At 42.4% G+C, this 12721-nt stretch carries 14 protein-coding genes and 1 other RNA gene; 11 read left to right on the top strand and 4 right to left on the bottom strand.

Annotated elements, in window-relative coordinates:
- The first annotated feature begins 16 nt into the window (after positions 1 to 16).
- Together ssrS and A374_RS11190 are read left to right on the top strand one after the other, a co-directional pair.
- A non-coding RNA gene (gene ssrS / locus A374_RS20045) (6S RNA) lies at positions 17 to 196 on the top strand.
- Between the two features lie 180 nt (positions 197 to 376).
- On the top strand, positions 377 to 1141 hold the full coding sequence (locus A374_RS11190) for a tRNA threonylcarbamoyladenosine dehydratase (RefSeq protein ID WP_007202321.1): 765 nt from the start codon (positions 377 to 379) through the stop codon (positions 1139 to 1141).
- Positions 1142 to 1210: 69 nt separating this feature from the next.
- Here A374_RS11190 and A374_RS11185 read toward each other — a convergent pair whose 3' ends face one another.
- The 4 genes from A374_RS11185 to folE form a co-directional block, all read right to left on the bottom strand.
- On the bottom strand, positions 1211 to 1960 hold the full coding sequence (locus A374_RS11185) for an RsfA family transcriptional regulator (protein ID WP_007202320.1): 750 nt from the start codon (positions 1958 to 1960) through the stop codon (positions 1211 to 1213).
- Positions 1961 to 2073: 113 nt separating this feature from the next.
- Complete coding sequence (locus A374_RS11180) at positions 2074 to 3411, bottom strand: AAA family ATPase (RefSeq protein WP_007202319.1); 1338 nt, start codon at positions 3409 to 3411, stop codon at positions 2074 to 2076.
- 82 nt (positions 3412 to 3493) lie between these two features.
- Entirely contained in the window at positions 3494 to 4282 is a 789-nt protein-coding gene (locus tag A374_RS11175; protein WP_007202318.1) for a nucleotidyltransferase domain-containing protein, read from the bottom strand.
- A 24-nt stretch (positions 4283 to 4306) separates the two neighbouring features.
- Complete coding sequence (gene folE, locus A374_RS11170) at positions 4307 to 4870, bottom strand: GTP cyclohydrolase I (RefSeq protein WP_040340533.1); 564 nt, start codon at positions 4868 to 4870, stop codon at positions 4307 to 4309.
- A 247-nt stretch (positions 4871 to 5117) separates the two neighbouring features.
- Between folE and A374_RS11165 the strand changes: the two genes are divergently transcribed.
- The 9 genes from A374_RS11165 (at position 5118) to A374_RS20640 (ending at position 12496) form a co-directional block, all read left to right on the top strand.
- Positions 5118 to 5825 (top strand): YczE/YyaS/YitT family protein, encoded by a 708-nt coding sequence (locus tag A374_RS11165; protein ID WP_007202316.1) that lies wholly within the window; start codon positions 5118 to 5120, stop codon positions 5823 to 5825.
- Entirely contained in the window at positions 5758 to 6177 is a 420-nt protein-coding gene (gene cymR, locus A374_RS11160; protein ID WP_007202315.1) for a cysteine metabolism transcriptional regulator CymR, read from the top strand. The genes A374_RS11165 and cymR overlap by 68 nt, the downstream gene beginning before the upstream one ends.
- Before the next feature lie 23 nt (positions 6178 to 6200).
- Positions 6201 to 7340, top strand: coding sequence for a cysteine desulfurase family protein (locus A374_RS11155; protein ID WP_007202314.1), 1140 nt, complete (start codon positions 6201 to 6203; stop codon positions 7338 to 7340).
- Positions 7341 to 7403: 63 nt separating this feature from the next.
- Positions 7404 to 8531, top strand: a complete 1128-nt coding sequence (gene mnmA / locus A374_RS11150) for a tRNA 2-thiouridine(34) synthase MnmA (protein ID WP_007202313.1) — start codon at positions 7404 to 7406, stop codon at positions 8529 to 8531.
- Positions 8532 to 8627: 96 nt separating this feature from the next.
- Positions 8628 to 9266: a tetratricopeptide repeat protein gene (locus tag A374_RS11145; RefSeq protein ID WP_007202312.1), complete on the top strand. Its 639-nt coding sequence runs from the start codon at positions 8628 to 8630 to the stop codon at positions 9264 to 9266.
- Positions 9267 to 9278: 12 nt separating this feature from the next.
- Positions 9279 to 11576: an SF1B family DNA helicase RecD2 gene (gene recD2, locus A374_RS11140; protein WP_007202311.1), complete on the top strand. Its 2298-nt coding sequence runs from the start codon at positions 9279 to 9281 to the stop codon at positions 11574 to 11576.
- A gap of 44 nt (positions 11577 to 11620) precedes the next feature.
- A complete protein-coding gene (locus A374_RS11135) occupies positions 11621 to 12088 on the top strand; it encodes a PRC-barrel domain-containing protein (protein ID WP_007202310.1) in 468 nt (155 codons plus the stop codon).
- 20 nt (positions 12089 to 12108) lie between these two features.
- Positions 12109 to 12306 (top strand): hypothetical protein, encoded by a 198-nt coding sequence (locus A374_RS11130; RefSeq protein WP_007202309.1) that lies wholly within the window; start codon positions 12109 to 12111, stop codon positions 12304 to 12306.
- A gap of 25 nt (positions 12307 to 12331) precedes the next feature.
- A complete protein-coding gene (locus A374_RS20640; protein WP_156793208.1) occupies positions 12332 to 12496 on the top strand; it encodes a hypothetical protein in 165 nt (54 codons plus the stop codon).
- Positions 12497 to 12721: the final 225 nt, after the last annotated feature.

Below are 12721 nucleotides of genomic sequence, written 5' to 3'. Positions count from 1 at the left end.
TAGTTAAAGCAATCAAAGAGTCCTGATTTGTTCGTTTATACCGAATGTTTTGAGCCAACACTTTTTATCCGGGAGCCTGCGTTTTTGTAAGGCGTGCACGCCCTCTTTTTAAGAGGGACGCATAAGTTACGAAACAAGGCACCCACCTGCGAAGCAGGTTCAAAACTTAGGATGTAACGGCAAGATCGGGACTCTTTCTTTATACGTTAACGGTATGACCGGCTATGTGATAGTCGGTTTTTCTTATTTATCAAGATAAAGACCATATTTTAAGGAAATCTTTAGTGGAAATGGTTGTACGAAAAAACAAAATAGTATATTCTTTGTAATTGGTAGCTCGTTATTTATTATGTGGTTCTTTGTGAAAGGAGAAAACATGTTACATCAATTTTCTAGAAATGAATTAGCAATTGGTGAGGATGGTGTAGCCGCACTAAAAGGCAGTACGGTCGCGGTTTTAGGAATTGGGGGCGTTGGGTCTTTCTCAGCAGAAGCATTAGCGCGTGCCGGTGTTGGAAAACTCGTTCTCGTTGATAAAGATGCTGTCGATATTACGAATGTAAACCGTCAAATTCATGCACTGCTTTCAACGGTTGGTCAAGATAAAGTAGAGCTTATGAAAGCACGAATTGCCGATATTAACCCAGATTGTGAAGTTATTGCGCTTAAAATGTTTTATACAGAAGAAACGTATGAACAGTTTTTTGCGCACAATTTAGATTTTGTTGTCGATGCATCGGATACGATTACGTATAAAGTACACGTGGCAAAAGAATGTTTACAACGCAACATTCCGATCATTATGAGCATGGGTGTTGCGAATAAGCTAGATCCTACACGTTTGCGCATTACCGATATTTCAAAAACGTCATACGATCCCATTGCGCGTGTTGTTCGTCAACGCCTTCGTAAAGAGGGGATTTATAAAGGTGTACCGGTTGTGTTTTCAGATGAAACACCTGTGAAGATTCGCGAAGACATTCGTGAAAAAATCGTTCCAGAAAATGCACCTGAGATTCGCAAGGCAAAAATGCCACCGTCATCCAACTCCTTTGTGCCATCAGTCTCAGGGTTATTTATGGCAGGTTATGTTGTGAATACGTTGTTAGAAACGCATCACATTCATATTAACCGTGGCTAGAGAAACTAGTAATAGAATCTCGTGAAAAAGAACCTAACCGCATACGCGTGGTTAGGTTCTTTTTGCTGGCTATTTTGCCATTTTTTCTAGATTTCCATTTTTATCCATTCTGAAACTCGTATTATCGGTAGGTAGCTCATCTTGAAGAAGTACCATACGACGGGCCCGGTCCATTATTTGTAACAAAGCTTGATAATCCTCTTTCATCGCTGCAAAATCTCGTTCTAACGTGTTTACTTGCTGACGGAGCTGGCTGTTTTCTTGCTGTAACTGCTCATTTTCACGATGTATTTCTTCAGTGTTATAGCCGTTTTTGTGCAAATCTTGTAAAAAGACAATAACGTCTGCTAGCAAATCATCTGTGCTGTTATTCGTTAGCTTTTGATGATGAGCTAGTGGGTGTGTAGGTTGCGTTTGTGGTACGAGCGGTGGCGCTGCTGCAACAGGCGCGCTATAGGCGTGTTTAAAGAAATCATCGGGATGATAGACTTCTTCATCTGTAACGAGTGGCGGCTCATACGTTGTTTTCTTAGGTGCTACGGGTGCTTTCGGTTGGCTTGGTTGTTCTTTTACACTTTTAGCAAGTGCTCGTTGTCGTTCTTTGCGTTGCTTTTTCGCTATTTTTAAAGCTTGCTCATATTTTTTACGTACAATCGCATTCCAGCGAAATCCGACGGCCGCGCTTGTGCGTTCTAATTGATCACCAACTTCTTCAAATGCATGCAGCTGCGTGCTGCCTTCACGAACGTGACGGAGTACGGTTTCTGCTAATAAGAGATCGTCCTCTTCAGACCAAGCATCTTGTCGCACTTTCATCATATAAATCCTCTCCTTCTTTTCGAATACAAGGTTATGTTTTCATTGTGAGCAAAAGGAGAGTGTTCTATACATAGAAAATAACTTTGCTAGTCTTTTTCTAGGAGAGTGCTAGATTAACGGTTCTTACGTTTACGTTCCATAAAGTAGTGTAAGCGATTTTGAATGCTTTTCTCAAAGCCGCGAGGTGACGGTTCATAAAAGGTTTTGTTGCGTAAATGGTCTGGTAAATATTGTTGCACAACATAACCATCTTGGAAGTCATGCGGATACTGATAATCAAGACCGTGTCCAAGTTCTTTAGCACCTTTATAATGAGCATCGCGCAAATGAATCGGTACTTGGCCGCTTTTTTCTTTTGAAACGGCAGCAAGAGCCGTGTCAATTCCTTTAATGACACTATTGCTTTTCGGAGCGGTTGCTAAATAAACGACGGCTTCAGCGAGCGGTATACGTGCTTCGGGCATGCCGACAAAGTCTACGGCATACGCAGCAGCCTGAGCGACCAGCAGCGCATTCGGATCGGCAAGGCCGATGTCTTCAGCGGCATGTACGTAAATTCGCCGTGCAATAAAGCGAGGATCTTCACCGGCATAAATCATTTTCGCTAGCCAATAAAGCGCCGCATCCGGATCAGAACCACGAATGCTTTTAATAAAGGCGGAAGTGGTGTCATAGTGGTTATCGCCTTTTTTATCATACTGCAATACACGTTGCTGAATGCTTTCTTCAGCAATGGCAAGAGTGATGTGAATGCTTTCGTCATCGCTGTTTGGGGTCGTTGTTAAGACAGCAAGCTCTAACGCGTTAAGGGCGGTGCGCACATCGCCATTGGCTACTGTTACAAGATGCTGTTTCGCATCCTCATCAAGCACTACGTTGTATTTGCCATAGCCACGTTCTTTATTATGAAGCGTTCGCTCGATGAGAAGAGAAATATCTGCTTCGCCTAGCGGTTCAAAGCGAAATAGGCGCGAGCGTGAAAGCAGGGCTGGATTAATTTCAAACATCGGGCTTTCTGTTGTTGCCCCAATTAAGACGACCGTTCCATCTTCTACAAACGGCAGCAGCGCATCTTGTTGGTTCTTATTAAAGCGATGAATCTCATCAATAAAGAGAACGGTTTTTTGGGTCTCCATGATGAGGCGTTCTTTCGCTTCGGACGTAACGCGTTTTAAGTCGGCAACACCAGATGTCACGGCATTTAATTGTTCAAAATAGGCAGAGGTCGTATTCGCAATTACTTTTGCTAACGTTGTTTTCCCCGTTCCGGGTGGTCCAAAGAAAATCATAGGTGTTAGCTGATCAGCCATAATCGCACGACGCAATAATTTTCCTTCACCAATAATATGAGATTGTCCGATAAATTCTTGTAGTGTTTGCGGGCGCATGCGACTAGCAAGTGGTCCGCGTGTTTGGTTTACATCTTCGCTATGTTGGCTGAATAAATCCATCAGATCCTCCTTACTCTATCAGGTTCACAGTAATCAAAAGGTACTATACTGGTAGAGGGAATGCAAGGAATTGTAAGAGAGATTATGATGAAATAAAGCTTTGGAGGGGGTTTTTAAAGTCTTTCGTTTGCACATCTTCACAGAGGCGAAGGGCTTCCTGAGATAGCTTTTTATAGCGTACATACCACGTCTCAATAAAGGCTGCAACATCCCCGGAAAGAGCGAAATTACCTTTATCAAATTTATAAGCTCGTTTAATTCGATAAAGGTGCCGATAATTAGCGTAAGAAAACGGCATTTTTATCGTTTTAAATTGGTAGCAAAGCTCCACTGGCTTATATTTGCCAAATTCTAAATAGCCTTGTAAGAAACAAATATTAATACACGTATCACGAATGACACGAGCAAGTTGATTGATAGCTTCTTCATCTGAGTAGCGATTCGCTCTTACTTCGGACATGATGGATCTTATGTGATTTCTTTTCATCTGTAATAATCCATCCACATCCGAAAACAATGGCATGCGCTGTAACGCTTGATGCGCAAAGTTGTTTCGAGAGTAGATTTTTTTGTGTTTTAGCCGAACATACCAAAAATAATAGTTTTGGCGACCTTGATTACATTCTTGCTGAAATTCATCTTTCGTAAAAAATGTAATCCAATATTTTGGCACGTTTAATTCTTGTGCAATTCTTTCGAACGTTTGCTGACGAACGCGCGGTGAACAATTATCAATAACGATGTAAAAGTCAATATCGCTTTTTTCTTCATAATCACCATTGATCAATGAGCCAACGAGGAGGATATCTTCAATCCGATGTCGTTTTTCATTTACGCTGTAAATGGTGTCTTTGATTTTAAAAGAAATCATGATAAATTCCTTTCGATTCAAGGGTTAAAAAGTAGGAGGTTGTTGCTGAAAAATGCCGCTTTTTTGTTCAGTAAAGGTCACGGCTTGATGTTTCTTAATTCCGCGTGCTGTCATGCACCCATGCTTGCCGTCTACTTTTACATAAATATCATCACTGTCGGTTACCTTTTCAATAATATAAAAGATGTCGGACGTAATGCGTTCTTGAATTTGTAAGCGACGACAAACCATATCGGCAATGCGCGCAATCTTGCTTAAGCCGATAACTTTATCTTTTGGTTTATACGCAACGGTAATATGCATATCATAAATGAGCGCCATATGATGCTCACAATAGCTTGTACATTCAATGTCTTTGACTAGGATAATGCCATCTTTACTTAGAAAGTCCATGTCTTCTTCAAAACATGTTCCAAATTGGTCTGCGATTTCATCGTTTGTATACTGAATACCTTGAAAGACTTCTTCGTACATTTTAGCGACGCGACGAGGGGTGTCTTTAATGCCATCGCGATCAGGATCTTCACCAAGTGCAATTAGGATTTCACGAATACACTGTTCTATTTTTTGTTTATCAATCACATGCATAGCCTCCAACGGGGATAATAGGGAAGGTAGGTAGAGAAACTTACCTGTCTTTTATTCTATGTTGTTATGTGCAAAAGGGTCCGACCATTTTAGAAGGGGAAACGAGTGCACCTCGCTTGATGCATAGCCATTTTTAGAGCAGAATGCTATAATGAGCAGTATGTATAAAGAGAACGTATCGGTGAAATTCATAGGTGAAAAAAGCAGAATAGCAATCAGGTAAATAAGCCGAGAGAAGGGTATATGAGTGAAAAGTCATTCATTTAGCATCAAGAGAAGTTTCAAACGCTGGCTCGTGTTTTTTGGCGGGCTGCTTATTATGGCGTTTGGCATTACGTTAATGATTCGTGCTGACTTGGGAAGTGCACCGTGGGACGTCCTCCACATTGGACTGTATCGCCACATAGGCTTAACAATCGGAACATGGAGTATTCTTGTCGGTTTTCTTATTATTGGTGCGACGGCGTTCATAACGAAAAAACCACCACAGCTTGGTGCTTTTTTGAATATGTTATGTGTGGGCATTTTTATTGACGGCTATTTAATGCTTCCTTTTATTACAACACCACATTCAACGGTGGGAGCCGTGCTTATGCTCGTAGCAGGAATCGTGATTAATAGCATTGGAATCGGCTTTTACATTTCTAGTGACTGTGGAGCAGGGCCGCGAGATAGCTTAATGTTAGCTGTAACGGAAGTAACGGGTTATAAACTTGCGCGTGTTCGCTTAGGTATGGAAGTGCTCGTCTTAATCGTTGGCTGGTTATTAAAAGGGCCAGTGTTTATGGGAACGCTACTTTTTTGTTTATCCATAGGAATGCTCGTTGGCTATACGTTACCTATTTGTAAGAAAATCGTGAATTATTGGATAGAACGGAGTGTTCAAAATGAAAATATCAACAAAGGGCCGATACGGGCTGACCATTATGATGGCATTAGCGAAAAAGCACGGTGAAGGTCCGACTGCGCTGAAGGTGATCGCGAAGGAGCATTCCTTGTCCGAGCATTACTTAGAGCAATTGATTTCACCACTTCGCAATGCAGGTCTCGTAAAAAGCATTCGCGGTGCGTATGGTGGCTACATTTTAGCGAAAGAAGCAAAAACGATTACAGCGGGAGATATTATTCGCGTGCTTGAAGGTCCCATTTCTCCTGTTGAAGTGTTAGAAGACGAAGAGCCAGCAAAGAGAGATTTATGGATTCGTATACGTGATGCGGTAAAAGATGTATTGGATCATACAACGCTCGATGACTTAGCAAATTATGAAGGCGAAGGCAGTCAGGATTCGTATATGTTTTACATTTAGGAGAATGAAAGAAGGAGTTTTTTATGGATTACATTTATTTAGATCATGCAGCAACTTCTCCCGTCCATCCTGATGTTGTAGAAGCGATGGTGCCCTATTTAACCGAGCATTTCGGCAATCCGTCTAGCATTCATCACTTTGGTCGAAAAACACGACAGTTGCTTGATGAAGCACGGCTTGTAGCGGCACAGAGCATTGGTGCCACGCCGAACAGCATCGTCTTTACAAGTGGTGGAACAGAAGCAGACAATGCGGCATTGTTCGGAACCGCCCTTGCTAAAAAAGAAACCGGGCGTCATATTATTACGTCGCAAATCGAACACCACGCCGTCTTACATGCGTGCGCGCGCTTAGAGTCAGAAGGCTTTGAAGTGACGTATTTACCTGTTGATGAAACAGGCCGTATTTCGCTTTCAGAGCTAAAAGCGGCGCTTCGTCCTGATACAATTATTGTCTCTATTATGTATGGTAATAATGAAGTAGGAACGCTTCAAGACATAGCTGCAATTGGTGAGTTGCTAGAAGCTCATCAGGCGGTGTTTCATACAGATGCTGTTCAAGCTTATGGCGTTTTACCAATTGATGTTAATGAACTAAAGGTTGATTTGCTCAGTGTTTCGTCTCATAAAATAAACGGACCAAAAGGTGTTGGTTTTCTTTATATTCGCGAGGAAGTAGCACTAGATCCGCTGTTGTATGGCGGCGAGCAAGAGCGAAAACGCCGAGCAGGAACGGAAAATGTTGCGGCTATAGCTGGCTTTAAGCAAGCCATTTCCATCATGAGAGAAGAAGGGATGGAAAAAGCGGCGCGTTATGAAGCGTATAAACAAAAAATGCTCTCCATCTTTACAGAAGCAGGCATTACGTTTTTACGCAATGGTGAGCAAGAGCATACGCTACCACACGTACTGAACGTCTCTTTTCCAGGCGTAAAAACGGAAATCTTGCTCGTTAATCTTGATTTAGCTCGTATTGCCGCCTCTAGTGGCTCAGCCTGTACCGCAGGATCGCTGGAGCCATCACATGTGTTAACGGCCATGTTTGGGAAGCAAAATCGGACGAAAGAAGCGGTGCGCTTTAGCTTTGGTTTGCATAATACGATGGAAGAAATCGAGCAAGCTGCACAAGAAACAGCAAAAATAGTGAAACGCCTGCAAAAATAAAGTAAACTAAGCATTATGTTAGAGAACGTCTGCTAACGATTACAAAAAAAGGGGGGGAGCCATTTGTCAGCACTAAGTAAAAAGTCACCAGCGGATACACGGGTCGTCATCGGAATGTCTGGTGGTGTTGATTCTTCTGTCGCTGCCCTGCTCCTAAAACAACAAGGGTACGATGTCATCGGAATTTTTATGAAAAACTGGGATGATACCGATGAGTTTGGAGTGTGTACAGCTACTGAAGATTATAATGATGTCATCGCTGTAGCCAACCAAATTGGCATTCCATATTATGCCGTCAATTTCGAAAAAGAATATTGGGATAAAGTGTTTACGTATTTTCTTGAAGAATACAAGGCAGGGCGCACACCAAATCCTGATGTGATGTGCAATAAAGAAATTAAATTTAAAGCGTTCCTCGATCATGCGATGAGCCTAGGGGCCGATTATGTGGCTACAGGTCATTATGCGCGCATTGGAGAAGATGAGGAAGGACTTGTGACGATGTTGCGTGGCGTCGATGCTAACAAAGATCAAACGTACTTTTTAAATCAGCTTTCTCAAGACCAGATTAGTAAAGTACTCTTTCCAATTGGAGAGTTAAATAAACCGGAAATTCGTAAAATTGCTGAAGAAGCAGGCCTTGCGACAGCAAAGAAAAAAGATTCAACAGGTATTTGTTTTATCGGTGAACGTGACTTTAAAGAGTTTTTAAGCAATTACTTGCCAGCGAAGCCGGGCAATATGACGACGCTAGACGGTGCTGTAAAAGGAAAACATGATGGCTTAATGTACTACACGATTGGTCAGCGTCACGGCCTTGGTATTGGAGGCAGCGGCGAACCATGGTTCGTGGTTGGTAAAGATTTAGCGTCAAATACACTTTACGTAGAACAAGGCTTTGATCATGATTCGTTATATAGCGATCGTTTAATTGCTGAAGAACCAAGCTGGTTGTCGTCTAAACCGTTAGAAGGATCAAAGAAATGTACGGCAAAATTCCGCTACCGTCAACCCGATAAAGGCGTTACGGTAACAACGATGGAAGATGGTCGTTTATCCGTTGTTTTTGATGAACCACAGCGTGCCATCACACCTGGACAAGCCGTTGTTTTTTATGATGGTGATGTTTGTCTTGGTGGCGCTACTATTGATGAAGTGTTTAAAAACGACACACGCATCTCGTATTTGTAATTCACTAGAAAACCAGTCCTCGAATGTTCAAGCAGGGCTGGTTTTTTTACATAATAAGTAGAATGGCTACACGATGACAGAATAAGGAGATTTGACATGGATTCATACGCACAAAAAGGAAAATTAGAAGAAATTGCTAAAGCGTTACAAGAAGAAATGGAACGTGAGCCAGGCAATCCTGTGCCCTACATTAATTATGGAAATTTGTTAAGTAAAGTGCATGAGCATGAGCAGGCGCTTCTCTTTTTTGAAAAAGCAATGGCACTTGATGCAGAAGCAGGCGCGGCGTATTATAGCGCGGGAATAGCCTTGTATCATCTAGAGCGCTTTACAGAGGCAATCTCGTGCTTTCAAGAAGCGCAAAAGCGTGGCGTAATTGAAGGAGATGTGCATTTTATGCTTGGTATGTGTTATGTGTCTTTAGAGCAGTCGCTACGAGCATTGCCTCATTTTTTGCGAGCCACTGAACTGAATGAAGCCGATGTTGAAGCACGTTTTCAATACGGACTCTGTTTAGCGAATAGTTCTCAAATTAAAGAGGCACAGGCCGTGTTTCAGCAGGTGATTGCTCAAGCGCCAGCGCATGCGGATGCACGATACAATCTTGGCGTGGCGCATATGTATTTTGATCAACCGCATGAAGCCCTTGCTCAGTTTAATGAGGCGTTGCGCTTACAACCTGATCATTATCTGGCTGCGAATGGAAAAAATAATGCTGAAAAAAAGCTAATGTAAGGAGAAGAGGTGATGGAGAGACAGTCTTCCTTCGATCTATTTGATGAACAACAAAAATATATAAAAGGAACGTTGCTTTCCACGATCTTTTTTAATGAAGAAAATCTATATACCGTTGCTCGCATTCGTGTGATTGAAACGAATGAGGCCTACAATGAAAAAGAAATCGTTATTATTGGAACGTTACCGCCCATGCAGCAAGAAGAACGCTACGTTTTTTTTGGTGTGTTTAAAGAACATCCGAAGTATGGAAAGCAATATGATGTGAAACAATTTCGCAAAGACATGCCGCAAACCCGTGAAGGGATGATTCATTACTTATCTGGCGATTTGTTTCATGGCATCGGGAAAAAAACCGCAGAGGCGATCGTTGATCACGTCGGAGATAATGCCCTTTCCGCCATTTTAGAAAATCCCGAAGTGTTAAATGGCGTTCCTCATTTAAATGAGGAAAAAGCAAAAACCGTCTATGATGTTCTCGTCGAGCACCAAGGACTTGAGCAAGTGATGGTTGCCTTAAACCCATTTGGCATAGGTCCGCAACTGTCTATAAAAATTTATCAAACCTACAAAGAAGAAGCGCTGCATGTTGTACAAAATAATCCGTATCAACTCATTTATGATGTGGAGGGAATTGGCTTTCAGCGCGCAGATGAAATCGGACGAGGGTTAGGACTAGCCTATCATCATCCGGACCGACTAAAGGCAGGATGTTTGTATCTTCTTCAAGAAAAAGGGGCCGAAGCGGGTCATGTATTTATGAGTACCGAACAACTGCTAGCCGCTGCCAAGCAATTGTTAGCAGGAGGCGATGAGCCTTTAACAGATAGCGATCTTTTTCGAGAAATCGAAGCATTACGCGAAGAAGGACATGTCATGATGGAGGAAGATCGTCTTTATGTCCCATCGCTGTATTTTTCGGAACAAGGGCTAGCGCAATCAATTGTCGGTTTAGCGGGACAAGATCAATTCCGCGAACAATTTGGCCAAGCGGAGTTTCTTAAGGCGCTTGGTCAATTAGAAGAGCGTTTAAATATTGAATATGCCCCCACACAGCGAGAAGCCATTGAAACAGCGTTATCATCGCCCATTATGGTCTTAACGGGCGGACCAGGTACCGGAAAAACAACGGTAATTCAAGGCATCGTGGAGCTATTTAGTGAGCTTCATGGCGTTTCTCTTGATCCTAAAAAGTATAAAAAAGACGAACCATTTCCTGTTTTACTCGTTGCTCCGACGGGCCGGGCGGCGAAACGAATGACCGAATCGACGGGCATTCCTGCTTCTACAATTCATCGCTTGCTCGGTTGGAAAGGCGGCGCGGGCTTTGATCATTCTACGGAAAATCCATTAGAAGGCTCGTTGCTAATCATTGATGAGATGTCTATGGTTGATATTTGGCTCGCTCATGCGTTATTTCGCGCCTTGCCAGGCTCTATTCAAGTCGTGATTGTCGGTGATGAAGATCAGCTTCCTTCTGTAGGTCCGGGACAAGTTTTGCGTGACATTATTGATTCTAAGGTTATTCCGGTTGTTGAGTTACAAGACATTTACCGACAAGCGGAAGGCTCGTCAATTATAGAACTAGCGCATGCGATGAAAAAAGGCACTGTTCCCCAAGATCTGCTACAAAAGAAAAGCGATCGCAGCTTTTTTACGTGTTATCCGCAACAAGTGTTAGACGTTGTGAATCAAGTGTGTGCCAATGCTGTGCAAAAAGGTTTTCGCGCAAGAGACATTCAAGTGCTTGCCCCGATGTATAAAGGCAGTGCTGGCATTGATGCCTTAAATGAGTCGTTGCAAACCCTTTTTAATCCTGCTTCTCCACAAAAGCGTGAGTTAGCCGTGCCACAAGGTATATTTCGTACCGGCGATAAAGTGCTTCAACTCGTTAATCAACCAGAAGATGGTGTATATAATGGCGATATGGGCGAAATTGTTGCTATCATTTATAGCAAAGAAAATGTCGACAAAGAAGATCAGCTTGTTGTGGCATTTGACGAGATTGAAGTTCTTTATCCGCGTTCTTCGTTTCATCACATAACGCACGCTTATTGCTGCTCTATTCATAAATCACAAGGCAGTGAATTTCCAATCGTTATTATGCCTGTAGTGAAAAGTTATTATCGCATGCTGCGAAGAAACCTGCTATATACTGGAATTACACGCAGTAAAGAATTTCTCATTCTGTGTGGCGATGAACAAGCATTTCGCATGGCTGTTGATCATTCAGAAGCAGCGATTCGCCATACGGCGTTAAAAGAAAAGCTCGTACAGTTTATGGAAAACGTTTCAAGCATGAATTCGTAAACAAAGAGGCATTCTAAGAAATGTTCGGAAGGGTGGAGGATACTTTGCGAACATTTTCTTTTTTAAAAGGTGTAAAAGCCGTTAACGATCAAGGTCAGCTCCTTGGCAAAGTAGAAGATGTCGTGTTAAATGCGAAAGGGACGGTGTTAGGCTGGGTCATTTGTAAAAAACGACTGCTACCGCATCGAACCTATGTGCCTTGTCAAGGTGCACACGTATCTCTTGATCATTCTCTTGTCTGTTGCAAAGGTGAGGTAACAAAAGTGCCTCATTTGCCGTCGGGTTGCTTTTATATTGGAAAAGGACCGCGTAATTTGTGGAAGCAAGCGCTTTGTTCGAGTGACGGGTGCACAGAAGCGGTAATTGAAGATGTATATTTTTCCAGTGATTGGTCCAAGATTATAGCAATTGAAGTAACAAAAGGGTTGTTTCCTGATTGGAATGACGGAAGACCGTTAATCTACTCACATGAGCCGGTAACCATCGGAACACAACGCCTTTTTGTACGCTAGTGCTAGAAGGAGGACCTTTCATGAAGTGCCCGAATTGCGGTTGCAAAGACATTGGGAAAATTGGTGTTAACCAGTATTATTGCTGGGGATGTTTCATCGAGCTATCGATTGTTAATGGCAGACTTTCTCTTCATCAAGTAGAACAGGACGGTTCGTTAACGTCACTTGATGACTTGTTTGAAGAGCATGATCTATCCTACAACGCAGATGCTCACTAACTATCCAAACTAGGCGGGTGACAGCATGAACAGTTATCTTAAACCAATGTTGGCGCTTGGAGGCCTTTGGGCTGCTATGTATGGGATGCGTTCTCGCAACCATATGCTACACTTTAAAGCGGTCGATGATTTGCTTTCTTCTAAGAAAGTAAAACGATTCCGTAAAAAGTTAGCAAAAGCCATTTATTAACAAAAAAGAAGAGGTGCAGGGACATAAATAGCCCTACCTCATAAAAAATAGCTTCAGCATCGCTTTTTGACGCTGAAGCTATTTTTTTATGTCACTTGTTATTTTCACTTTAGCTTGTCTGGCCTTCAAGGTTCTGATATGACCGCAACGCCACGTTTTTTTTGCTCGTACCTGTGATGGATCTAACGCTAAAGCATGTTAGAGAGAGTAGAAGGACTTTTTAGA

This window comes from Fictibacillus macauensis ZFHKF-1 (assembly GCF_000269865.1).
Lineage (GTDB): Bacteria > Bacillota > Bacilli > Bacillales > Fictibacillaceae > Fictibacillus_C > Fictibacillus_C macauensis.
Note: the sequence above shows the minus strand (reverse complement) of the source record. Positions and strands in the feature narration are given on the sequence as shown.